The organism is Nonomuraea sp. NPDC051191, from assembly GCF_044455665.1.
GTDB lineage: Bacteria > Actinomycetota > Actinomycetes > Streptosporangiales > Streptosporangiaceae > Nonomuraea.
In genome coordinates this window covers 593,182-616,104 of record NZ_JBITEZ010000003.1, presented here as the reverse complement: position 1 = coordinate 616,104, position 22,923 = coordinate 593,182, and the positions used below count along the sequence as shown (strand labels likewise).

General features: G+C 70.8%; 24 protein-coding genes. 14 read left to right on the top strand and 10 right to left on the bottom strand.

Annotated elements, in window-relative coordinates; genetic code table 11:
* Positions 1-30: 30 nt before the first annotated feature.
* Both ACIA8R_RS11345 and ACIA8R_RS11340 read right to left on the bottom strand, forming a co-directional pair.
* Entirely contained in the window at positions 31-3,669 is a 3,639-nt protein-coding gene (locus ACIA8R_RS11345) for a multifunctional oxoglutarate decarboxylase/oxoglutarate dehydrogenase thiamine pyrophosphate-binding subunit/dihydrolipoyllysine-residue succinyltransferase subunit (RefSeq protein ID WP_357697355.1), read from the bottom strand.
* A 204-nt stretch (positions 3,670-3,873) separates the two neighbouring features.
* Complete coding sequence (locus ACIA8R_RS11340; RefSeq protein ID WP_397037964.1) at positions 3,874-4,518, bottom strand: B3/4 domain-containing protein; 645 nt, start codon at positions 4,516-4,518, stop codon at positions 3,874-3,876.
* Between the two features lie 75 nt (positions 4,519-4,593).
* On the opposite strand from ACIA8R_RS11340, the gene ACIA8R_RS11335 reads away from it, so the two are divergent.
* The gene (locus tag ACIA8R_RS11335) at positions 4,594-5,172 is read left to right on the top strand and encodes a winged helix-turn-helix domain-containing protein (protein WP_397037962.1); all 579 of its coding nucleotides are present in this window, start codon (positions 4,594-4,596) and stop codon (positions 5,170-5,172) included.
* Positions 5,169-6,458, top strand: a complete 1,290-nt coding sequence (locus tag ACIA8R_RS11330; protein WP_397037961.1) for an MFS transporter — start codon at positions 5,169-5,171, stop codon at positions 6,456-6,458. The genes ACIA8R_RS11335 and ACIA8R_RS11330 overlap by 4 nt, the downstream gene beginning before the upstream one ends.
* Here the strand turns inward: ACIA8R_RS11330 and ACIA8R_RS11325 are convergent.
* Positions 6,406-7,251 carry a glutathione S-transferase family protein gene (locus tag ACIA8R_RS11325; RefSeq protein ID WP_397037959.1) on the bottom strand — a complete coding sequence of 282 codons (846 nt, stop codon included), beginning with the start codon at positions 7,249-7,251 and terminating at the stop codon, positions 6,406-6,408. The genes ACIA8R_RS11330 and ACIA8R_RS11325 overlap by 53 nt on opposite strands.
* A gap of 46 nt (positions 7,252-7,297) precedes the next feature.
* On the opposite strand from ACIA8R_RS11325, the gene ACIA8R_RS11320 reads away from it, so the two are divergent.
* From ACIA8R_RS11320 to ACIA8R_RS11285, 8 genes are all read left to right on the top strand, one after another.
* On the top strand, positions 7,298-8,356 hold the full coding sequence (locus tag ACIA8R_RS11320; protein ID WP_397037957.1) for an MBL fold metallo-hydrolase: 1,059 nt from the start codon (positions 7,298-7,300) through the stop codon (positions 8,354-8,356).
* 55 nt (positions 8,357-8,411) lie between these two features.
* Positions 8,412-9,284: an SDR family oxidoreductase gene (locus tag ACIA8R_RS11315; RefSeq protein WP_397037955.1), complete on the top strand. Its 873-nt coding sequence runs from the start codon at positions 8,412-8,414 to the stop codon at positions 9,282-9,284.
* Between the two features lie 178 nt (positions 9,285-9,462).
* Positions 9,463-10,620 carry an ROK family transcriptional regulator gene (locus ACIA8R_RS11310; protein WP_357697369.1) on the top strand — a complete coding sequence of 386 codons (1,158 nt, stop codon included), beginning with the start codon at positions 9,463-9,465 and terminating at the stop codon, positions 10,618-10,620.
* Positions 10,621-10,632: 12 nt separating this feature from the next.
* Positions 10,633-12,117 carry a sugar ABC transporter ATP-binding protein gene (locus tag ACIA8R_RS11305; RefSeq protein ID WP_364085424.1) on the top strand — a complete coding sequence of 495 codons (1,485 nt, stop codon included), beginning with the start codon at positions 10,633-10,635 and terminating at the stop codon, positions 12,115-12,117.
* Positions 12,117-13,124, top strand: coding sequence for an ABC transporter permease (locus tag ACIA8R_RS11300; RefSeq protein ID WP_357697373.1), 1,008 nt, complete (start codon positions 12,117-12,119; stop codon positions 13,122-13,124). The genes ACIA8R_RS11305 and ACIA8R_RS11300 overlap by 1 nt, the downstream gene beginning before the upstream one ends.
* Positions 13,121-14,167: a substrate-binding domain-containing protein gene (locus ACIA8R_RS11295; protein ID WP_397037952.1), complete on the top strand. Its 1,047-nt coding sequence runs from the start codon at positions 13,121-13,123 to the stop codon at positions 14,165-14,167. Before ACIA8R_RS11300 ends, ACIA8R_RS11295 begins: the two co-directional genes overlap by 4 nt.
* Before the next feature lie 11 nt (positions 14,168-14,178).
* On the top strand, positions 14,179-15,330 hold the full coding sequence (locus ACIA8R_RS11290; protein ID WP_357697377.1) for a Gfo/Idh/MocA family oxidoreductase: 1,152 nt from the start codon (positions 14,179-14,181) through the stop codon (positions 15,328-15,330).
* On the top strand, positions 15,327-16,334 hold the full coding sequence (locus ACIA8R_RS11285) for a sugar phosphate isomerase/epimerase family protein (protein ID WP_357697766.1): 1,008 nt from the start codon (positions 15,327-15,329) through the stop codon (positions 16,332-16,334). Before ACIA8R_RS11290 ends, ACIA8R_RS11285 begins: the two co-directional genes overlap by 4 nt.
* A 26-nt stretch (positions 16,335-16,360) precedes the next feature.
* Here ACIA8R_RS11285 and ACIA8R_RS11280 read toward each other — a convergent pair whose 3' ends face one another.
* Positions 16,361-16,885, bottom strand: coding sequence for a hypothetical protein (locus tag ACIA8R_RS11280; protein WP_397037950.1), 525 nt, complete (start codon positions 16,883-16,885; stop codon positions 16,361-16,363).
* A gap of 109 nt (positions 16,886-16,994) precedes the next feature.
* Entirely contained in the window at positions 16,995-17,225 is a 231-nt protein-coding gene (locus ACIA8R_RS11275; protein ID WP_364085410.1) for a hypothetical protein, read from the bottom strand.
* On the opposite strand from ACIA8R_RS11275, the gene ACIA8R_RS11270 reads away from it, so the two are divergent.
* Positions 17,224-17,415 (top strand): hypothetical protein, encoded by a 192-nt coding sequence (locus ACIA8R_RS11270; protein ID WP_397037948.1) that lies wholly within the window; start codon positions 17,224-17,226, stop codon positions 17,413-17,415. The genes ACIA8R_RS11275 and ACIA8R_RS11270 overlap by 2 nt on opposite strands.
* 83 nt (positions 17,416-17,498) lie before the next feature.
* Positions 17,499-18,722, top strand: coding sequence for an NAD(P)/FAD-dependent oxidoreductase (locus tag ACIA8R_RS11265; RefSeq protein ID WP_397037946.1), 1,224 nt, complete (start codon positions 17,499-17,501; stop codon positions 18,720-18,722).
* A gap of 31 nt (positions 18,723-18,753) precedes the next feature.
* Here ACIA8R_RS11265 and ACIA8R_RS11260 read toward each other — a convergent pair whose 3' ends face one another.
* A complete protein-coding gene (locus tag ACIA8R_RS11260) occupies positions 18,754-19,449 on the bottom strand; it encodes an SDR family oxidoreductase (RefSeq protein ID WP_397037944.1) in 696 nt (231 codons plus the stop codon).
* Positions 19,450-19,550: 101 nt separating this feature from the next.
* On the opposite strand from ACIA8R_RS11260, the gene ACIA8R_RS11255 reads away from it, so the two are divergent.
* Positions 19,551-19,919, top strand: a complete 369-nt coding sequence (locus ACIA8R_RS11255) for a MerR family transcriptional regulator (RefSeq protein ID WP_357697768.1) — start codon at positions 19,551-19,553, stop codon at positions 19,917-19,919.
* 66 nt (positions 19,920-19,985) lie between these two features.
* On the opposite strand, the gene ACIA8R_RS11250 is transcribed toward ACIA8R_RS11255, so the two are convergent.
* The 4 genes from ACIA8R_RS11250 to ACIA8R_RS11235 all read right to left on the bottom strand — a co-directional run bounded on the left by ACIA8R_RS11250 (position 19,986) and on the right by ACIA8R_RS11235 (position 22,203).
* Entirely contained in the window at positions 19,986-20,309 is a 324-nt protein-coding gene (locus tag ACIA8R_RS11250; protein ID WP_357697384.1) for a hypothetical protein, read from the bottom strand.
* Between the two features lie 142 nt (positions 20,310-20,451).
* Positions 20,452-21,540, bottom strand: coding sequence for a Zn-dependent alcohol dehydrogenase (locus ACIA8R_RS11245; protein ID WP_397037942.1), 1,089 nt, complete (start codon positions 21,538-21,540; stop codon positions 20,452-20,454).
* 22 nt (positions 21,541-21,562) lie between these two features.
* Complete coding sequence (locus ACIA8R_RS11240; protein ID WP_357697388.1) at positions 21,563-21,754, bottom strand: ferredoxin; 192 nt, start codon at positions 21,752-21,754, stop codon at positions 21,563-21,565.
* On the bottom strand, positions 21,751-22,203 hold the full coding sequence (locus tag ACIA8R_RS11235) for a pyridoxamine 5'-phosphate oxidase family protein (protein WP_397037940.1): 453 nt from the start codon (positions 22,201-22,203) through the stop codon (positions 21,751-21,753). The genes ACIA8R_RS11240 and ACIA8R_RS11235 overlap by 4 nt, the downstream gene beginning before the upstream one ends.
* Before the next feature lie 73 nt (positions 22,204-22,276).
* On the opposite strand from ACIA8R_RS11235, the gene ACIA8R_RS11230 reads away from it, so the two are divergent.
* Complete coding sequence (locus ACIA8R_RS11230) at positions 22,277-22,918, top strand: class I SAM-dependent methyltransferase (protein ID WP_357697392.1); 642 nt, start codon at positions 22,277-22,279, stop codon at positions 22,916-22,918.
* The last annotated feature ends 5 nt before the right edge of the window (positions 22,919-22,923 follow it).

Here is a 22,923-nt window from a genome sequence, read left to right as displayed (position 1 = left end):
CGGACGGCCGGGGGCTCACTGGCGGCCTGCTCAGCCGAAGAGCTGGTGGAGGATCTCCTCCAGCTCGGTGTCGTGCGAGTTGTGCGAACCCGTCGCAGGCGAGCTGTTCGGGGTGCGCGAGACGCGACGGAGCGACCGGCCGCCGAGCGTCTGCGGGTCTTCGGCCAGCTTCAGCGTCAGGTAGGGCCACGGGCCCATGTTCACCGGCTCGTCCTGTGCCCACACCAGCTCGGCCTGCTGCCCGTAACGGGCCAGCTCGGCGGTGAGCTCCTCGGTCGGGAACGGGTAGAGCCGCTCAAGCCGGACGATCGCGACGTCGTCGCGGCCCGTCTTGTCACGCTGCGCGGCCAGGTCGTAGTAGAGCTTGCCCGAGACCAGGACGACCCGGGTGACCTTGGCCGGATCGACCGTGGTGTCGCCGATGACCGGCTGGAAGGTGCCGGTGGTGAAGTCGGACGCCTTCGACGTGGCCGCCTTGTGCCGCAGCAGCGACTTGGGCGTGAAGACCACCATCGGCTTGTGCCGGTTGGACTCCACCTGCCAGCGCAGCAGGTGGAAGTAGTTGGCCGGCGTGGACGGCTGCGCGACCGTCATGTTGTCGAGCGCGCAGACCTGCAGGAACCGTTCGATCCTGGCCGAGGAGTGGTCGGGGCCCTGACCCTCGAAGCCGTGCGGCAGCAGCAGCACGACCGACGACCGCTGACCCCACTTCTGCTCACCGGACGAGATGAACTCGTCGATGATCGTCTGGGCGCCGTTGACGAAGTCGCCGAACTGCGCCTCCCAGGCCACCAGGGCATCGGGACGCACGACGCTGTAGCCGTACTCGAAGCCGAGCGCCGCGAACTCGCTGAGCAGCGAGTCGTAGATGTAGAACTTCGTGGTGCCCTCGTTGAACTGCTTCAACGGGGTGTGGTCGGCGCCGGTCATCCGGTCGACCAGCACCGCGTGCCGCTGGGTGAACGTGCCGCGCCGGGAGTCCTGGCCGACCAGGCGCACCGGGTGGCCGTCGATCAGCAGCGAGCCGAACGCCAGCGTCTCGCCCATCGCCCAGTCGATCGAGTCGGTCTCGACCATCTGGCCGCGGCGCTGCAGCACCGGCGCCAGGCGCGGGTGCGGCGTGAAGCCGTCGGGCAGGTTGAGCTGGGTGTCGACGATGCGCTTGAGCGTCTCGTCGCTGATCGCCGTCGGCGTGTCGGCGTGGGACCACTTGACGACCTCGGCCGGGGGCACCCGCATGGCGGCCGCCTCCTTGGGCTTCTTGGCCGCCTCGCGCGTCTCGGTGAACGCCTGCTCCAGCTTGGCCTGGTAGTCGCGCAGCGCCGACTCGGCCTCCTCGACCGTGATGTCGCCCCGGCCGATCAGCGCCTCGGTGTAGAGCTTGCGGGTCGAGCGCTTGGCGTCGATCAGGTCGTACATCAGCGGCTGGGTGAAGGCGGGGTTGTCGCCCTCGTTGTGGCCGCGGCGGCGGTAGCAGATGAGGTCGATGACGACGTCCTTGCGGAACGCCTGGCGGTATTCGTAGGCCAGCTGGCCCACGCGCACCACGGCCTCGGGGTCGTCGCCGTTGACGTGGAAGATCGGCGCCTGGATCATCCGCGCGACGTCGGTCGCGTAGACCGACGAGCGGGAGGAGGCCGGCGAGGTGGTGAAGCCCACCTGGTTGTTGACCACCACGTGCACGGTGCCGCCGGTGCGGTAGCCGCGCAGCTGCGACAGGTTGAGCGTCTCGGCCACCACGCCCTGGCCGGCGAAGGCCGCGTCGCCGTGGACGAGGACGGGAAGGACGGTGAAGCCCTCCTCGCCGCGCTCCAGGAGGTCCTGCTTGGCGCGGACGACGCCCTCCAGCACCGGGTCGACCGCCTCCAGGTGGGAGGGGTTGGCCACCACGGACGCGGTGATCGTCTTGCCGCTGGGCGCGGTGAACTCGCCGCTCGCGCCCAGGTGGTACTTGACGTCGCCGGAGCCGTGGGCGGTGCGCGGGTCGATGTTGCCCTCGAACTCACCGAAGATCTGCGCGTAGGACTTGCCCACGATGTTGGCCAGCACGTTGAGCCGGCCGCGGTGGGCCATGCCGATGACGACCTCGTCGAGGCCCTCGTCGGCGGCGTCGCTGATCACCGAGTCGAGCAGCGGGATCAGGGACTCGCCGCCCTCCAGCGAGAAGCGCTTCTGGCCGACGAACTTCGTCTGCAGGAACGTCTCGAACGCCTCGGCGGTGTTGAGCCGGGACAGGATGTTGAGCTGCTCGTCGCGCTCGGGAGAGGCGTGCGGCTTCTCCACCCGCGCCTGGATCCAGGCCCGCTCCTCGGGGTTCTGGATGTGCATGTACTCGATGCCGACCGTGCGGCAGTAGGAGTCGCGCAGCACGCCCAGGATCTCGCGGAGCTTCATCAGCGCACGGCCGCCGAAACCGCCGGTGGCGAACTCGCGCTCAAGGTCCCACAAGGTCAGCCCGTGGGACTGGATGTCCAGGTCGGGGTGCTTGCGCTGCTTGTACTCCAGCGGGTCGGTCTCGGCCATCAGGTGGCCGCGCACACGGTAGGCGTGGATCAGCTCGATGACCCGGGCCGACTTGGCCACGTCGTCGTCGTGCGAGGCCGAGATGTCCTGGACCCAGCGCACCGGCTCGTACGGGATGCGCAGCGCCTCGAAGATCTCGTCGTAGAAGCCGTCCTCGCCGAGCAGCAGCCGGTGGATCTGGCGCAGGAAGTCGCCCGACTGGGCGCCCTGGATGATCCGGTGGTCGTAGGTGCTGGTCAGCGTCATGACCTTGGAGACGGCCAGGCGCGAGAGCGTGTCGGGCGAGGCGCCCTGGTACTCGGCCGGGTACTCCATCGCTCCGACGCCGATGATCGTGCCCTGGCCCGGCATCAGGCGCGGGACCGAGTGGACCGTGCCGATCGTGCCGGGGTTGGTCAGCGAGATCGTGGTGCCGGAGAAGTCGTCGACGCCCAGCTTGCCCGCGCGGGCCTTGCGGACGACCTCTTCGTAGGCCACCCAGAACTGGCGGAAGTCCATCTCCTCGGCGCCCTTGATCGAGGGCACGAGGAGCTGGCGCTCACCGTTGCTCTTCTGGACGTCGATCGCCAGGCCGAACCCGACGTGCTCGGGCTTGACCAGCGTCGGCTTGCCGTCGATCTCCGTGTAGGAGTGGTTCATCTCCGGCATCGCCTTCAGCGCCTTGACGATCGCGAAGCCGATCAGGTGCGTGAAGGAGATCTTGCCGCCACGCCCCCGCTTGAGGTGATTGTTGATCACGATGCGGTTGTCGATGAGCAGCTTGGCCGGGATGGCCCGGACGCTGGTCGCCGTGGGGACCGTCAGGGACAGGTCCATGTTGGCGGCCGTGCGTGCGGCGGCGCCGCGCAGCTTCACCTCCTCGGCGCCCTTGGGCACCGGGGTGGCCGGCTGCTTCGGCTTCTCAGCTGCCGGAGGCGCCTTCGGGGGCGCCTTGGGAGGAGCGGGCGCGGTCGCAGTGCCGTTCGCCGCCTCCCTGACCGGGGTACGGCCCGGCCCGCTATCAGGGTTGTAGTCAGCGAAGAAGTTCCACCAGGCCTTGTCGACAGACTCTGGATCTTGAAGGTACTTCTGGTACAGCTCGTCGACAAGCCACTCGTTCTGACCAAAGCTTGCCAGCGGGTTTGTCCGCGACGACTCAGACGACACGGCGGAAATCGCCCTCTTCCGCAGATCGGCGTTGATGTTAGAGAACCTGTCCAAGGCTACTCGCCCGGACCGGCAGCGCGCGCCGAAGAGCACGTGCCGCCCCGAACGATCCTCTCAGGACACGCCGAAGAGGTCACGCCCGCCTAGTCAATCCAGGGAGAGTCGCCATTGTTACTGTTTGGTATCAACGTGTGGCCGCCAGGTTTATTTCCCGCCGGGCACGATCCTGCTGGTGATCCGCACCCCGGGTGACAGCTGCGACAGCAGGTCCGCCAGCTCCTTCCCGGCCTGCTGGAGCTCCTCCATCGACATCGGCTCAAGGCGTTCGAGAAGGAAGATCGCGTTGGTGGTCTCCTCGGTGAGCCGGGTGCGCGCCACCTGACGCCAGTTCCACCGCCGGCAGGTCACGCCGGTGTCGTCGCGCCAGATCACCTCGCCGGGCTCGGGCTGCCCGAGCGCCTCCTCCGAGTGCTCGTCGCCGGTCGCCCGTACCAGCCGGGCCGGGCCCTGGTAGCGGTCGAGGTCCTCGCCGCCGATGGGCAGCGCGTGCTTGACGCTGATCGTGTTGTACGCGTCGACCACCCGGTTGATCTCCGGCAGCGGCATGCGCCGGGTCAGGGCGTCGACCGAGGGCCTGGTGCGCTGCGGCTTGGCGCCGAAGGCGCGGTAGGCGTCCTTCCAGGCGTCGATCTTGTCGCTCTGCACCTCGGCCTGCGACGCCTCGGCCAGCCAGGCGCGGGTGAGGTCGTCGGTGGGGCCGTTACGCAGGTCGTGGGCCAGCATGACCAGGACGGCGAAGTCGGGGCGCAGGGCGAGGACGGCGTCGTCCACGCGGATGTCGTCGAGCATGCGCCCAGTTTAGAAGGCCGGGAAATTCGCAAAAATCACTTTGCAAAAAAGCCTTTGCGGTCTAGAGTCGTCCTCATGGAGGAGCAGTACAAGATCAGTGACCCGCAGGTGCTCAAAGTGGTCGCCCACCCCCTGCGGGTGCGGCTGCTCGGGCTGCTGCGCAGCGACGGCCCGGCCACCGCCAGCGAGCTGGGGCGCAAGGTGGGGGAGAGCTCCGGCTCGACCAGCTACCACCTGCGCGAGCTGTTCAAGTACGGCTTCATCGAGGAGGACCCCGACCGGCGCGACGGGCGCGAACGCCGCTGGCGGGCCCGCCACCGCTACACCTCCTGGGACAACAGCGAGCTGTCCGGCACCGACGAGGGCCGCGAGGCGGTCCGGATCATGCGGATGCGCCAGGTCGAGACCCTCGCCCGCGTGGCCCAGGACCACGACGAGAGCCGCTGGTCCCCCGAGTGGGTGCGGGCGGCGGGCCTGAGCGACGACTTCGTCGAGCTGTCGCCGGCCGGGCTCAGGGAGTTCGACGAGCGGGTCGACGAGCTGCTCCGCGAGCTCGTGGCGCGACACGCCGAAGATCCCGACGTCCGGCAGGTGCACATCTGGAGGGGCGGCTTCCCCCGCCCCGGTACCGAGGAAGAGGAGCAGGACCGATGACCGCTCGCTCCGCCCTGCGGCGCTACATGCTCGTCAGCTTCCTGACCTGGCTGCCGCCCGGGCTCATGGTCGCCTGCATGGTGCTGCTGATGACCGACAGGGGGCTCGGCCTGGCCGAGATCGGCCTGTCGGTGACCGTCTTCTCGGTCGTCACCGCGAGCCTGGAGCTGCCCACGGGCGGCCTGGCCGACGTCGTCGGGCGGCGGATGGTGCTGGCCTGCTCGGCGGTCTTCACCGCGGCGGGGCTCGCGCTGATGAGCGTCTCCACGGCGTTCTGGATGTTCGTGGTCAGCGGCGTGCTCAAGGGGGTGGCCAGGGCCCTGTCCAGCGGTCCGGCGACCTCCTGGTACGTCGACACCCTGCACGGGCTCGAAGGCGAGGGCGCCGACCTCAAGCCGGGCCTGGCGCGCGGCGGCGCGATGGAGTCGGTGGCCCTGTGCGTCGGCGTGCTGGTGGGCGGCGCGGTGCCGCTGCTGGTGCCGCCGGGGCTGATGACGCCGCTGGCCGTGCCGCCCCTGCTGGGGGCGGCGGCGGCCGTCGTGCTGCTGGTCGTGGTGGTGTTCGCGCTGCCGGAGCCGGCGCACGCGCGGCGGTCGCTGGGCGGCGTGCTGCGCGAGGTGCCCGCCACGGTGGTCTCCGGGATCCGGCTGGCGGCCGGGGGCGCGGTGCTGCGCCGCCTGATGCTCGCCGCCGCCGCGTCCGGTGTGCTGCTGATGACGATCGAGCTGCTGACCCCCGGGCGGCTGGCCGAGCTGGCCGGCACCGCCGAGCGCGGCAGCCTGGCCTACGCCGTCGTGGCCGCCCTGGGTTACGCCGCCAGCGCCACGGGCAGCGTGCTCGCCCCCCGCGTGGCGCGCCTGGCCGGGAGCTCGGCCCGGGGGGCCGCCGCGGGCGCGGTGCTCTGCGCGCTGTCGGTCGGCTCGCTGGCCGCCACCGCCGGGCTGGACGGCGTGCCGGGCCTGGTGACGGCCGGGCTGGCCTACCTCGTCATGTTCGCCGGGCTGTCGGTGACCGGGCTGCTCTGCCTGGAGATGCAGCACAGCGCGGTGTCCGCCGCCGAGCGCACCACGGTCACCTCGACGTCCTCGCTGTCGTTGCAGGCGGGTGGGGTGCTGGCCAACTCCACGCTCGGCCTGCTCGCCGCGCAGACGGGGGCGTCCGCCGCCTGGTGGGTGGCCTCGGGGGTGGTGCTGGCCTCGGCGCTGCTGTTCGTGGCGATGCCGAGGCCGGGGGTCACAGGCTCCAGTCGAGTTCCGGCCCTACCGGAACGATCCTGCTCGGGTTGATGTTCGTCTGGGTCAGGTAGTAGTGGCGCTTGATGTGGTCGAAGTCCGTGGTGTCGCGGAAGGCGGGGATGGCGTAGAGCTTGCGGGCGTACGCCCACAACGCTGGATAGTCCGTCAGCCGCCTGATCGAGCACTTGAAGTGGCCGTGGTAGACCGTGTCGAACCTGACCAGCGTGGTGAACAGCCGCACGTCGCTGTCGGTGAGCGTGTCGAACAGGAACTCCGACTCGGCCAGGCGTACCTCCAGCAGGTCGAGCGTGGTGAACACGCGTGTGACCGCGTCCTCGTACGCCTGCTGCCCGCGCGCGAAGCCGGCCTCGTAGACCGCGTTGTTGAGGCCGTGGTAGAGGCGGTCGTTCATGATGTCGATGTCCGGGCGCAGGCGTTCCGGGTACAGGTCGGGCGCGGTGCCCCACGACGTCTCCAGATCGAGGGTGATCTGTGGGAAGTCGTTGGTGACGATGCGTTCGTCCCGGGCGTCCCAGACGCAGGGCACGGTGTAGCGGCCCGTGTAGCCCGGTTCGGTGGCGTGGTAGAGCTCCGACAGGTACAGCGGGTCCCCGTCGGGGATCCGCCAGCCCTTGTCGTCGCGGACGGGGTCGACGATCGTGACGTCCAGCAGGTCCTCCAGGCGGAGCAGGGCGCGGACGATCAGCACGCGCTGTGCCCACGGGCAGGCGTAGGAGGCGTAGAGCCGGTAACGGCCGGGCTCGGGCGGTCCGAGCCGGTCGGTGAAGCGGTTCGGCTGCCGGACGAAGCGGCCATCGTCTGAGATCTCGCGGCTCAGCTTCATGACCCCTAGTAGAACATGATTCGGGACCAGAACTATATTCGGGGCCATGGCGAAGTTCGTGGTGACTCCTTCCAGCGTGGCGCAGCGTGAGGCATGGGTGAGTGGGGCGGTTCCCGAGGTCGAGCGGGTCCGGCCGGGGTTGTGGTCGATCCCGGTGCCCATTCCGGTCAACCCGCTGCGGTACGTGCTCGTCTACGCCCTTGAACTGCCCGACGGCGTGGCGATCGTGGACGCGGGCTGGAACACCGACGAGGCGTACGACGCCCTCGCCGCCGGGCTGGCCGTGGCCGGTTACGGGATCGCCGACGTCAAGGCCGTCCTGGTCACCCACCTGCACCCCGACCACTACGGCCTGGCGGGGCGCGTCCGCGAGGCGTCGGGCGCCTGGATCGGGCTGCACCCGGCCGACGCGGGCCTCGTGCGCGAGCGGTACGACGACGACGCCATCGACTCGCTCGTCCAGCGCGAGCGGGCCCTGCTCCGGCGCTCCGGCGTGCCCGAGCTGAGCCTGGACGAGCTGGCCGGGGCCTCCATGATGATCAGGCACATGGTCACGACGGCCCGCCCCGACCGGCTGATCGAGGACGGCGAGGACCTCGGGCTGCCCGGCTGGGACCTGCGGGCCGTCTGGACCCCCGGGCACACGCCCGGCCACCTGTGCTTCGTCTCGCCGGGGCGCCGGCTGCTGCTGTCCGGCGACCACGTGCTGGCGAAGATCACGCCGATCGTGGCCGTGCACCCCCAGTCGGGCCCGGACCCGCTGGCCGACTACCTCGGCTCGCTGGCCGCCGTGCGCGACCTGGACGTGGACGAGGTGCTGCCCGGCCACGAGTACCGCTTCCTGGAGCTGGCCGGACGCGTCGACCACGTGCTGGCGCACCACGACGAGCGGCTGGCCGAGATCGACCGGGTCGTCGGCGAGGACGACGGCGTGACCTGCTGGGAGGTCGCCACCCGGCTGAGCTGGTCGCGGCCCTGGGAGACGATCCCGCCGTTCATGCGCCGCGCGGCCAACAACGAGACGCTGGCCCACCTGGTGTGGCTGGCCGGACGGGGCAGGGTACGCAGGGAGGAGGGCGAGCCCGAGCTCTGGAGACGCGCCTGAGCCGGTCGGTTATCGTACTCCTACCAGAATGTTGTTCTCTTGCTCTGGAGGTTCGATGCTTCGGTTCGATGACAGGGTCGCGATCATCACGGGCGCCGGGCACGGCCTCGGCAGGGCGCACGCGCTCCTGCTCGCCGAGCGGGGCGCCAAGGTCGTGGTCAACGACCTCGGCGGCGCCCTCGACGGCACCGGCGCCTCCACCGGCCCGGCGGCCGAGGTGGTCGAGCTCATCACCAAGAACGGCGGCCAGGCCGTCGCCAACGCCGACGACGTCGCCACCCCCGAGGGCGCGAGGGCGCTCGTGCAGACGGCCGTCGACGCGTTCGGCGGGGTCGACATCGTCGTCAACAACGCCGGCATCCTGCGGGACAAGTCGTTCGGGAAGATGACCGTCGAGGACTTCGACGGCGTGCTGGCCGTGCACGTACGCGGGTCGTACCTGGTCAGCCAGGCCGCGTACGCGCTGATGAAGGAGGCCGGGCACGGCCGGATCGTCAACACCTCCAGCCCGGCCGGCCTGTTCGGCAACTTCGGCCAGGCCAACTACTCCACGGCCAAGATGGGACTGGTGGGCCTGACCAAGACGCTGGCCATCGAGGGCGCGCGCAACGGCATCAAGGCCAACGCCATCGCGCCGATCGCCTGGACCAGGATGACCGAGGCGCTGCTGCCGGCCGAGTTCGAGGCGAAGTTCACGCCCGAGCGGGTGAGCGCGCTGGTCGCCTACCTCGCGCACGACTCGTGCGAGTCGAGCGGAGAGGTGTTCACCGTCGGCGGCGGGCGGGTGGCCCGCGTGTTCGTGGCCGAGGGGCCGGGCTGGAAGACCGACGACCTCACGCCCGAGGCGATCGCCGACAACTGGGGATCGGTGATGGCCGAGCAGCCGTACGTGCTGACGGCCGGTGACTCGATGAAGGCCATGCTCTAGCGCCCGCACCTGCCGGAAGCCGGTCACCGCCCGTCCGGGCGGCGGCCGGCTTCCGCGCGTTCGGGGAGGTTTCGGCGGGCGTCACATGGCAGGCTTTGTTCGATCTTCGGCATAAGTCTGGGAAGTTCGGTCGAATCAGACTCTTGATTTGCCGCATGAGTGATCTTATTGTTCCCGCATGACCCCCCAGCCGGGCTCGGCTGCCGACGTCCTGACGCTCATCAGCGCCGGATCGGCGACCACCCGTTCCGATCTCGCGCGCCTCACCGGACTGGCCAGATCCACGATCTCCCAGCGCGTCGACGCGCTCATCGAGCGCGGCCTCGTCGAGGAGACCGAGAGCGGCGAGTCCACCGGCGGCCGCCCGCCCCGCCAGCTCCGCCTGCACACCGAGCAGCACGCCTTCGCCGGCGTCGACCTCGGCGCCACCCACTGCCGGGTCGCGCTCATGGACCTGACCGGCGGCCTGCTGGCCGAATGCGAGGACCCGCTGGAGATCGGCGAGGGCCCCGAGAAGGTGCTCGCCCACGTCGACCAGCGGCTCGACCGGCTGCTCGCCGAGGTCGGACGCCCACGCGCCGCGCTGCGCGCGATGGGCATCGGCGTGCCCGGCCCGGTGGAGTTCGCCACCGGCCGCCCCAACAACCCGCCGATCATGCCCGGCTGGAACGACTACCCCGTCCCCGAGTACTTCGACGGCATCCAGGTGCTGGTCGACAACGACGTCAACGTCATGGCGCTCGGCGAGCACCGCAACGCCTTCGCCGGCACCAGCCACCTGCTGTTCGTCAAGGTCGGCACCGGCATCGGCTGCGGCATCGTGGCCGACGGCAAGCTCCACAGAGGGGCCCAGGGCTCGGCCGGCGACATCGGGCACATCCGCGTCAGCGGCCACGACGACGCCGGCTGCCGCTGCGGCAACAGCGCCTGCCTGGAGGCCGTGGCCGGCGGCGCCGCCATCGCCCGCCGGCTCGCCGAGCTCGGGCTGGCCGCCGAGAGCGGCGCCGACGTCGTCGCGCTCGTCCAGTCGGGCAACACCCAGGCGCTGCGGCTGGTCAGGGAGGCCGGCCGGCTCATCGGCGAGGTGCTGGCCGGGCTGGTCAACTTCTTCAACCCCGAGGTCATCGTCATCGGCGGCGCGCTGTCCCGTGTCCACGAACACCTGCTCGCCGGCATCAGGGAGACGATCTACCGTCGGTCGCTGCCGCTGGCCACCCACCACCTGTCCATCACCCCGAGCCGCACCGGGATCAACGCCGCCGCGCTCGGCGCGGGCCTGCTCGCCATCGAGCACTACCTGTCACCGGACAACATCAACCGCATCGTCAACGCCTGAAGGGGACCCCCGATGCTGGTCATGAAGGGCATCGTCAAACAGTTCCCCGGCGTGCGCGCGCTCGACGGGGTCGACCTCGACGTACGGGCGGGCGAGGTGCACTGCCTGCTCGGCCAGAACGGCGCGGGCAAGTCCACCCTGATCAAGGTGCTGGCCGGCGCCCACCAGCCCGACGAGGGCACCATCGTCTTCAACGGCGCGCCGGTCCGGCCGAGCAGCCCGATCGACGCCATCCGGCTCGGCTTCGCCACCATCTACCAGGAACTCGACCTCGTCGACGGCCTCAGCGTCGCCGAGAACATCTTCCTCGGCCACGAGCACGCCCGCTTCGGCTTCGTCAACCGCCAGGCCGGCCGCCGGGCCGCCCGCCAGGTGCTGGAACGGCTCGGCCACGGCGAGATCCGCCCGTCCACCGAGGTCGGACGGCTTTCGCCGGCCGCCAAGCAGGTCGTCTCGATGGCCCGCGCCCTCTCCCACGACGCCCGCCTGATCATCATGGACGAGCCGTCGGCCGCCCTGGCCCACGACGAGGTCGCCAACCTGTTCCGCATCATCCGCGAGCTCACCGCCCAGGGCGTGGCCGTCGTCTACATCTCCCACCGGCTGGAGGAGATCCGCGAGATCGGCGACCGCGTCACCGTGCTCAAGGACGGGCGCACCGTCGCCGTCGGCCTGCCCGCCCGCGACACGCCCACCGCCCGGATCGTCTCCCTCATGACCGGCCGCAACGTCGAGTACGTCTTCCCGCCCCGCCCCACCCGGCCCCCCGGCGAGGAGGTGCTGCGCGTCGAGAACCTGACCGCGCCCGGCCTGTTCGCCGACGTCTCCTTCTCCGTCCGCGCCGGGGAGATCGTCGGGCTGGCCGGGCTCGTCGGCAGCGGACGCTCGGAGATCCTGGAGGCGGTCTACGGCGCCCGTCCGGCCTCCGGCCGCGTCACGCTCGCCGGCCGCCCGGCGAGCCGCCGCGTGACCGGCGCCGTCCGGCAGGGCATGGGCCTGGCCCCCGAGGAACGCAAGGCCCAGGCCCTGCTGCTCGACCAGAGCGTCACCGCGAACATCACCCTCGGCACGCTGCCGGAGTTCTCCAGGTTCGGCTGGATCGACCGCCGGCGCGAGCGGGCCGAGGCCGCCCGCCTGGCCGAGCTCCTCGACATCCGCCCGCCCGACCCCGAACGCCCGATCAGGACCCTGTCGGGCGGCAACCAGCAGAAGGCCGTGCTCGCCCGCTGGCTGCTCGGCGGACGCAGGCTGCTGCTGCTCGACGAGCCCACCCGCGGCGTCGACGTCGGCGCCCGCGCCGAACTGTACGCCGTCATCCGCGACCTGGCCGACCAGGGCATCGGCGTGCTGCTGGTCTCCAGCGAGGTGCCCGAGGTGCTCGGCCTGGCCGACCGGGTGCTCGTGCTGCGCGAGGGCGCCGTCATCCACCAGGGCGAGGCGGCCGGCCTGGACGAGCACCGCGTACTCGACATGATCATGGATGGGAGGGCCGCGTGATGAGCGACCCCATTGAGGCGCCCGAACGACCCGCCGCCGGGGTCGCCCGGCCGAGACCGTCCCTGCTGAACGGGATCGCCGAGGTCCGCCATCTCGGCCTGCTGGGCGCGCTGGCGCTGCTCGTGGTCGTCGGCCTCGTCACCCGGTTCGACAACTTCGCCACCACCTCCAACCTGGTCAGCATCCTCGCCCTGGCCGCCACCATCGGCGTGATCACCGTCGGGGCCACCTTCGTGATCATCGGCGGCGGCATCGACCTGTCCGTCGGCGCGGTCATGGCCCTGGCCTCGGTATGGGCGACCACACTGGCCACCCAGTCGTACGGGCCGGTGGTGATGGCCGTCTGCGCGATCCTCGTCGGCACCGGGGCCGGGCTGGTCAACGGGCTGCTGATCGCCTACGGGCGGATGGTGCCGTTCATCGCCACCCTCGCCATGCTCGTGGCCGCCCGCGGCCTGGCCCAGCGCATGTCCAACAGGAAGACGCAGCTCATCCAGGTCGAGGGCATCGTGCAGCTGTCCACCACGAGGCTGCTCGGCATCCCGCTGCTGGTCTACGTGTTCGCCCTGGTCGTGGTGCTGGGGTGGATCGTCCTGAACCGCACCACGTTCGGCCGCCGCACGTACGCGGTCGGCGGCAACCCCGAGGCGGCCAGGCTGGCCGGCATCGACGTACGCAGGCACACGATGCTCCTGTACGCCCTGTCCGGCTTCTGCTGCGGCGTCGCCGCGATCCTCATCATGGCCCGCACGACGACAGGCTCGTCCACCCATGGCGACCTGTACGAGCTCGACGCCATCGCCGCCGTCATCATCGGCGGCACCCTGCTCACCGGAGGCAGGGGGACGATCATCGGCTCGATCCTGGGCCTGCTGATCTTCACCCTCATCACGAACCTGTTCATCCTCAACGGGCTCAACACCAGCGACCAGCTGATCGCCAAGGGCCTGATCATCGTCGTCGCCGTCCTTCTCCAGCGGCGGAACCTGAAAGCGAGAGCAATATGAGTGAGAACGTCGCGCGCAGGGGATTCCTCGTCGGCGGGGCAGTGCTGTTAGCTGCGGGCTGCACCAGCAACGAGCCCGCGGCCGCACCCACCTCGGCGGCGCCCGCGCCCGCCCCCGCCGCGAGCGGCAACGACGAACCCGGTCAGAAGGTGACGATCGGCTTCTCCGCCCCGGCCGCCGACCACGGCTGGATCGCGGCCATCGCCAAGAACGCCGAGGCCGCGGCCAAGCAGTTCGGCGACGTCGACTTCAAGCCCGTCGAGCCGACCAACGACATCAACCAGCAGATCTCGGCCGTCGAGTCGCTGATCGCGGCCAAGGTGAACGCCCTGGTCATCCTGCCGAACGACGGCCAGCAGCTCAACCAGGTCGCGCTGCAGGCGGCGCAGGCGGGCATCCCGGTCATCAACCTCGACCGGGTGTTCCCGGACAAGCTGGCCTACCGCACGTGGATCGGCGGCGACAACTACGGCATGGGCGTCGCGGCCGGGCACTACATCGGCAAGCAGCTCAAGGACAAGGGCGTCGCGAACCCGGTGATCGTCGAGATCCAGGGCATCGCCACGCTGCCGCTGACCCAGGACCGCAGCAAGGGCTTCGCCGACGCGCTGAAGACGTACGGGTTCAGCGTCACGGCCAAGCAGGACGCCAAGTTCACCGTCGAGACCGGCAACCAGGTGGCGACCTCGCTGCTGCAGGCGCACAAGAAGATCGACGCCCTGTGGAACCACGACGACGACCAGGGCATCGGCGTGCTGGCCGCCATCAAGGAGGCCAACCGCGACGAGTTCGTCATGGTCGGCGGCGCCGGCTCGCTGAACGCGATGAAGGAGATCCAGGCCGGCACCTCGGTGCTCAAGGCCACCGTCACCTACAGTCCCACGATGGCCTCCTCGGCCATCAGGCTCGCCAGGTTGATCGCGCAGGGCAAGGGCATGAGTGACCTCGTGGAGAACCAGGTCCCCCAGTCGATCACCCTCGCGTCGGAGACGATCACCAAGGAGAACGTCGACAAGTATCTGGCGCTCGGATTCGAATCCTGATCGGGGGTTGCATGTCAGACAAGACCACCATCGGCGTGGGCATGATCGGCTACGCGTTCATGGGCCGCGTCCACTCTCAGGCGTGGCGGAGCGTCGGCGCGTTCTTCGACCTGCCGCTCACGCCGCGCATGGCGGTGCTCGCGGGCCGGTCGAAGGAGCACACCGCGGCCGCGGCGGCCCGGCTCGGCTGGGCCGACGTCGAGACGGACTGGAGAGAGCTCGTACGGCGGGACGACGTGCAGATCGTCGACATCTGCACGCCGGGTGACTCGCACGCCGAGATCGCCGTCGCCGCGCTGCGCGCCGGCAAGCACGTGATCTGCGAGAAGCCGCTGGCCAACACCGTCGCCGAGGCCGAGGCCATGGTCGCGGCGGCGGCCGAGGCGCCGGGCAGGAGCATGGTGGCCTTCAACTACCGGCGGGTCCCCGCGGTCGCGCTGGCCCGCCGGTACGTCGAGGAGGGCAGGCTCGGCGAGATCCGGCACGTACGGGCCCAGTACCTCCAGGACTGGATCGTGGACCCGGAGTTCCCGCTGGTGTGGCGGTTGCAGAAGGACAAGGCGGGCGCGGGGGCGCTGGGCGACATCGGCTCGCACATCGTGGACGCCGCCGAGTTCGTCACCGGCCAGCACGTGGTGGGCGTGTCGGGGCTGACGGAGACGTTCGTCAAGGAACGTCCGCTGGCCGGGGAGTCGGCGGGGCTGGGCGGCTCGCGTACCGAGGAGCGGGGGGCGGTCACCGTCGACGACGCCGCGCTGTTCATCGGGCGGATGTCGGGCGGCGCGCTGGCCTCCTTCGAGGCCACCAGGTTCGCGACCGGGCGCAAGAACGCGATGCGCATCGAGATCAACGGGCAGCTCGGCAGCCTGGCGTTCGACTTCGAGTCCATGAACGAGCTGTGGTTCAGCGCGGGCGGGGGCGGGTTCGAGCGGATCCTGGTCACCGAGCCCGACCACCCCTACGTCGGCGCGTGGTGGCCGCCGGGGCACGGGCTCGGCTACGAGCACACCTTCACCCACGAGATCAAGGACTTCCTGGAGGCCGTCGCGGCCGGAACCGACCCTTCGCCGTCGTTCGCCGACGGGCTGCGGGTGCAGCGCGTGCTGGCGGCGGTGGAGGCGAGCGCGGCCGACGGCAGCCGGTACACCCCTGTGGAGGACTGATGAGACCAGTAACGCTGTTCACCGGGCAGTGGGCGGACCTGCCGTTCGAGGAGGTGTGCAGGCTGGCGGCCGAATGGGGCTACGACGGCCTGGAGATCGCCTGCTCGGGTGACCACTTCGACGTGGCGCAGGCCGTGGCGGACCCGTCGTACGTGGAGCACAAGCGCGCCCAGCTCGACAAGCACGGCCTGAAAGTGTGGACGATCTCCAACCATCTCGTCGGCCAGGCCGTCTGCGACCATCCGATCGACGAGCGGCACAAGGCGATCCTGCCCGCGCGCATCTGGGGCTCGGGCGACCCCGAGTCCGTACGGCGGGCAGCGGCCGAGGACATGAAGGACACGGCCAGGGCGGCGGCGGCGCTCGGCGTGGACACGGTGGTGGGGTTCACGGGGTCGTCGATCTGGCACACCGTGGCCATGTTCCCGCCGGTGCCGGCGTCGATGGTGGAGGCCGGGTACCAGGACTTCGCCGACCGCTGGAACCCGATCCTCGACGTGTTCGACGAGGTGGGGGTGCGGTTCGCGCACGAGATCCACCCGAGCGAGATCGCCTACGACTACTACACGACGCAGCGGACGCTGGAGGCGATCGGGCATCGGCCGGCGTTCGGGCTGAACTGGGACCCGTCGCACATGGTGTGGCAGGACCTGGACCCGGTGGCGTTCATCCTCGACTTCAAGGACCGGATCTACCACGTGGACTGCAAGGACACGCGGGTCCGGATCGGCGACGGGCGGAAGGGGCGGCTGTCGTCGCACCTGCCCTGGGCGGACATGCGCCGGGGCTGGGACTTCGTCTCCACCGGGCGCGGGGACGTGCCATGGGAGGACTGTTTCCGGGCGCTCAACTCGATCGGGTACGACGGCCCGATCTCGATCGAGTGGGAGGACGCGGGCATGGACCGGCTGGACGGGGCCCGGGAGGCGTTGGGGTACATCAGGAGGCTCAACTCCATCACGCCGCCCGCCACGTCCTTCGACGCGGCCTTCTCCACCACGTAGGACGCCCGGCCCACCAGGGGACCGTGCTAGACGTCCGGGGTGGCGGTCTTCTTCGTGGCCGGGCTCCGCGCGGTCATCAACCCGATGATCATCGCCAGCCCGTAGACGAGGAACGGCCACCCGAACGGCCGGCGCGGTCCCCAGCCGTCGAAGGTGGTCGCCACCCCCACCAGGGTGACGGCCGCGGCCGACAGCCACCCGAGCACCCGGCCCGCCGTACGGGTGCGCCGGCGTGCCAGCAGGACCGCCAGCAGGGCCGCCATGACGACCCCCGGCCACGCCATGAGGACGTAGTCCCAGCTGTAGGGGTAATCCCATCCGTAGGCGGGGTCGTACGGCCTCGGACGGACCGCCTGGAGCAGTGTGCCGTTCAGGGGGCCGGCGGCGAGGTAGAGCGGGAAGGCCATGACGATCATGGCGAGGTCCCCGTACATCACGTCGCCCAGGTTCCCGTCCTGGGTCAGCCAGGTCAGCGTCAGCACCGCGGCCCCGTACGCGCACGGGACCAGCGCTGCCGACAGGCCATGGACCCTGGCGATGGCTGCGACCATCAGACGCCTTCCCCGACCACGTCGCCGCTCCGGCGGAGCTGGAGGGTCCCAAGATAGAGCGCCCGCCCGGCTGCGGACCGGCCAATGCGCAACCCTTGCCCGAACCCGGTCAGAACTCCGGGGAGGCGCCCCCGTCCTTGGCGCACGCCGGTTCGCCCGCCTCCTCACCGCCGGGGCCCTCCGGGACGCCGAGCTCGACGCAGCAGTGGCCCGGACGGGGGATGAGGGTGGCCTGGACGGCGGGGGCGTCGAGGCTTGTGCAGCCGGACCAGCGTCGGGGTGTCCCGGCCTGGCCGGCGTTCGGGCTGCTCGTGCCGGTCGCGCTGCTCGGATTCGTCATGCTGGCGCGGTGGATCCCCGTCCATCGTGCCCGCGTCGCCCGGCTCGGCTCGGGCCCGGGGCCGGCGGCGGGCTCGCCGGTTCCGGCCGAACGGGGTTTCCCCGTCGCCGTCGTCGCCGGTCATGGGCTGTTCGCGGTCGTGACCGTCGTCCTGGTGCTGCTCAGCGCGCTCGGTGTGGGTAAGAGCTGAGGTGCGCCGCGATCATCGCGTCGATGCCCGGCCCCGTCCGGGCGCCGAGCCCGTCGTCCAGGACAGGAAGAGGAGATCCGACCATGCCTGAACCCGTGACCATCGTGATCGCCGGTGGCGGCCTCGCCGCCGCCAAGGCCGCGGAGGCCCTGCGCGAGGAGGGGTTCGACGGCCGGCTCGTGCTGGTCGGCAGCGAGACCCATCTGCCGTACGAGCGGCCGCCGCTGTCCAAGGACTACCTCCAGGGCGGCGCCGAGCGCGACAAGATCTTCGTCCACGACCGTTCCTGGTACGCCGAGCACGACGTCGAGCTGCGGCTGGGCGTCGAGGTCACCGCCATCGACCCCGGCGGCCACCAGGTCACGCTCACCGGCGGTGAGCGGCTCGGCTACGACAAACTGCTGCTGGCCACCGGCTCCCGGCCGCGCCGTCCCGGCATCCCCGGGGCCGACCGGTCCGACGTGCTGTACCTGCGTACCGTCGACGACAGCGAACGCCTGCGCGCCACCCTGGCCCGCGCCGGTCGCGTCGCGATCCTCGGAGCCGGCTGGATCGGGCTGGAGGTGGCCGCCGCCGCGCGGTCCGCCGGGGCCGAGGTCACCGTGATCGAGACGGCGTCCGCGCCGCTGCTGCGCGTGCTGGGGCCGTACGTCGCCCAGGTGTTCACCGCGCTGCACCGCGAGCGCGGCGTGAACTTCCTCTTCGACGCCCGCCCCGCCGAGATCACCGACTCGGGGGTCCTGCTCGAAGGCGGCGCCCACGTCGAGGCGGACGTCGTCGTGGCCGGCGTCGGGGCCGACCCGGACACCGCCCTCGCGCGGGCCGCCGGGCTGACCGTCGAGGACGGCGTCAAGGTCGGGGCCGACCTGCGCACCTCCGACCCCGACATCTTCGCGGCCGGCGACATCGCCAACGCCTACCACCCGCTGCTGGGCCACCACGTCCGGGTCGAGCACTGGGCGAACGCGCTCAACCAGCCCGCCACCGCCGCCCGCGCGATGCTCGGCCGGGAGGACGCCTACGACAAGCTGCCCTACTTCTTCACCGACCAGTACGACCTGGGCATGGAGTACGTCGGCCACATCCCGCCCGGCCACACCCCCGACGTCGTGGTGCGCGGCGACCTGGACGCCCGCGAATTCATCGCGTTCTGGCTGGACGAGGAGGACAAGGTGCTGGCCGCGATGAACGTCAACGTCTGGGACGTCACCGACCACACCCAGGCCCTCATCCGCTCCCGCAAGCCCGTGGACCGGGCCGGGCTCGCCGACCCCGCCGTCCCCCTCGACACTCTCCTGCCGTCCTGAGCCGCCCTCGACGGTCGGCCCCGCCGCGCGCTCAGAGCGCGTAGAACAGGCCGGGGTCGGCCGCCAGGGACGCCTTGACGGTGCGGCTCCACTCGTCCACGACCACCTCCCACCGGCCGGCCTCGACGCCGTCGAGCGCGGCCCCGGCCACGTCCGCGGGGTCGAGGGTCGGGCCCTCGTAGCCGGCCATCATGTCGGTGTCGGCGGCGCCGAGGTGCACGCCGGTGACGAGGGTGCCCTGGGCGCGCAGTTCGAGGCGGACGCCGTTGGTCAGGCTCCACGCGGCCGCCTTGGCGGCGCTGTAGGCGTTCGCGCCGTCGTGGGAGAACCAGGACAGCGCGGACAACATGTTGAGGATGGCGCCGCCGCCGTTGCCGCCCAGGATCGGGGCGAACGCGCGGACCATGCCGAGCGTGCCGTAGAAGTGCGTGTCCATCTCCTGGCGGATCCTCGCCGGGTCGCCGTCGACGAGGTTCGTGAAGGTGGCGATGCCCGCGTTGTTGACCAGCAGGGTGACGTCCTGGGCGGCCTCGGCGGCGGCCGACACGGAGGCCGGGTCGGTGATGTCCAGGCGCAGCACCTCGACGTCCGGGAGGTCGACGAGTTCGGGCCTGCGGGCGGTGGCGTACACCTTCTTCGCCCCCCGCTCCAGCAACTGGGTGACGAAGTGGCGGCCGATGCCGCGATTGGCGCCGGTCACGAGGGCGACGGATCCGGAGATGTCCATGACTGCCTCCTGGCAGGTCGGTGTCGGGTTCGGGGCTACGCTAAAACCTGACGTTGACGTGAGAGGCAAGTGTTGTGAGCAGGATCACGGCGGGAGCCGCCATGCGCATCGGCGAGCTCGCCACCAGGGCGGGCGTGAGCGTACGGGCCCTGCGCTACTACGAGGAGCAGGGCCTGCTCGTCTCCGAACGCAGCTCCGGCGGCCAGCGGCACTACCCCGAGAGCGCGGTGGAACGCGTCTGGCTGATCAGGCAGCTCTACGCGGCCGGCCTGGCGAGCCGGTCGATCGTGGACCTGATGCCGTGCGTGGAGAGCGGCCAGGTGACCCCGGAGCTGCTCGGCCGGCTCTCGGCCGAGCGGAGCCGCATCGAGGACCGCATCGGCGAGCTGGTCAAGGCGCGCGACAAGCTCGACTCGGTCATCACGCTGGCCGCCAAGGCCGCCCACGAGGGAAAACCCTGCCCCCGGTGACGCCTGACGGCCGGGGCGGCACGGTGGGGGCGGGGGCCGCTCCCGGGGCCGTGCCGCCGGGGGCGGTCAGCGGACGACGCGGCAGATCAGGGCGTCGGACGTGCCGCGCAGCGCGGACATCACCACGTCCGTCGTGAGGAACTTGCAGGCCAGGTAGGGGTCGCCGGAGCCCGCGTAGGCCCTGGTGCCGCCGGGGCCTTCGGTGTAGCAGCGCAGGCCGCCGGACTCGTAGAAGCCGATCCACGAGGCCGAGTTGACCTTGGCGTGACAGTAGTCGCCGATCGAGAGCGGCCCGAAGGGCACGTCCACGACGGCCGCCTGGGCGGGCGCCGCGACGGCGAGCAGGGCGGCGGAGGCGAGCGAGAGCAGGGCGAGGCCGCGACGAAGCATGGATACTCCTTGGGGGGTGTGGGCACTCAACCCGGAGTATCTATTAGGAAAGTTTCCTTAGCAATGGCTGCGACAGCAAGGGGATGCGACCAGGGTCGCCGATCGCTCCGCGACCGCGAGGGCCGGAAACCGGGGGTCGGTGTCAGTCCATGATGACGATCTGGCGCAGCACCTCGCCGCCCCGCAGGGCCGCGACGGCGTCGTTCAGGTCGCCGAGCCGGATGCGGGCGCTGATCAGCGATTCCAGGTCGAGCTGCCCTGCCTTGTGGAGCTTGGCGAAGTACGGGAAGTCGTGCCGCACGTCGGCCTCGCCGTACAGGCTGGACAGCAGTTTCTTGCCCTCGAACAGCAGGCTGAAGGCGGAGATGGAGACCATGTCGTCCACCGCGCCGGCGCCGACCACGACCACGTCGCCGCCCGCCCGCGTGATCTGCCAGGCGCTCTGGATGGTCGCCGCCTTGCCGACGACCTCGAAGCCGTAGTCGAAGCCGCTGCCGCCGGTCAGTTCGTTCAGGGCCTCGGGGACCTGCTCGGGCGTGATCGCGTGCGTCGCGCCGACCTTCTTGGCCAGGGCGTGCTTGGACTCCAGCGGGTCGATGGCGAGGATCGTCCTGGCGCCGGAGAGGCGGGCGCCCTGGATGACCGACAGGCCGACGCCGCCGCAGCCGATCACCGCGACCGTGGAGCCGGGACGCACCTTGGCGGTGTTGATCGCCGCGCCGACGCCGGTCGTGATGCCGCAGCCGATCAGGGCCGCCGCCTCCCACGACACGTCCTCGTCGATCTTGATCGCGCCCTGCCAGGGCACGATGACCTCCTCGGCCCAGGTGCCGCAGCCCGCCATGCCGAACGCCGTCGCGTTGTCGCCGCCGAAGCGGAAGTTGCCCTTGCTGAAGGACTCGATGACGTACTTCATGCACATGTACGGCTGCCCGCCCACGCACAGGTCGCAGGTCTGGCAGGCCGGGCGCCAGCTGATCACGACGTGGTCGCCCGGCGCGACCGACGTGACGTGCTCGCCCACCTCGACCACCTCGCCCGCGCCCTCGTGGCCCGGGACCAGCGGCACCGGCTGCGGAAGCACGCCGGACATGGCCGACAGGTCCGAGTGGCACACGCCTGTGGCTCTGATCCGTACGCGGACATCGGTCGGCCCGACGGGGGCCAGGGTGATGTCGTCGCGGATGTCCAGCTTGTCGTTGCCTACGGCGTGCAGGATCGCGGCGCGCATGGGGTTCCTCCTCCGGCTACGGCTAGTCCTCTAGCGACAGGGCGGCTTTCGGGCAGGACCTGACCGCGCTGCGGACGCGGTCCCGCATTTCGGGGGGTGGTTCGGGGAGCAGGATGTGGAGCTGGTCGTCGTCATCGACCTCGAACACCTCGGGCGCGAGGCCCATGCACACGGCGTTGGCCTCGCAGACCAGTTCATCGACCTTGACCTTCATGTGAGCCTCCTGTGATCCCATGAGACCACTTTGGTGCGCTCGACGACGTAGGCGATCCGTTTCCTCCCGGTCTGCTCGACGTACGGGCTCAGCAGGTCGTCCGGGACGCCCGGCGTCATCCTGCGGGCGATCGCCATGCCGACGCCGAGCACGCGGTCGCGGTCGTCCACCTGCTCGGCGACGCCGTACACCAGGACGCCCCGGAGCTCGTCGTAGTCGTCGCCCGCCTCGACCAGGCAGCTCACCCGCGGGTCGCGGGCCAGGTTGCGTGCCTTCTGCGCCTTGCCGTACGTCCAGAAGGCGATGCGGCCCTCGTCCAGCCCGTAGAACATGGTCACCAGATGCGGTGTCCCGTCGGGGTTGATGGTCGCGAGCTGGACCTTCCGCGAACCCTCCAGGAACGCCGTGACCTCGTCGTCGGACATCGCGATGCGAGCGCGCTGATTCACGTGCCAAGTAGAACAGGTTGCAAAGAAGCACGGCAAGAGGGCGCTGGAATGTTGTTCGGTTCGGCTAGGGTGCATGCCTATGACGATGCCGCCGGAGCTGCTCCTCGCAGCGGAGCACGCCAAGGGATTCATGCCGCCGAAGGAGGGTCTGGCCCTGTTCGAGGCGGCCTGCCGGTACGGCGGTCGCGGCCCGGTCTGCGAGATCGGCACCTACTGCGGCAAGTCGGCGATCTACCTCGGCGCGGCGGCCCGGCACGTCGGCTCGGTGGTCGTCACCGTCGACCATCACCGGGGCTCGGAGGAGATCCAGCCGGGCTGGGCCCACCACGACCCGACGCTGATGGACCCGCGCTTCGGGCGGATGGACTCGCTGCCCGTCTTCCGCGCCACGATCGCCGCCGCCGGGCTGGAGGACGAGGTGATCGCCGTCGTCGGGCGGTCCGACCGGGTGGCCGCGTTGTGGAACACGCCGCTCGGCATGCTCTTCATCGACGGCGGCCACTCCGAGGAGCCGGTCACCCGCGACTACGAGGGGTGGGCGCCGCACGTCATGGAGGGTGGCGCGCTGGTCTTCCACGACATCTACCCCGACCCGGCCGACGGCGGGCAGGCGCCGTACCGGGTCTACCTGCGGGCCCTCGCGTCGGGCGCCTTCCGCGAGGTGTCGGTGGAGGGCTCGCTGCGCGTCCTCGAACGCGTGGCCCCGGGCATCTAGCCGAG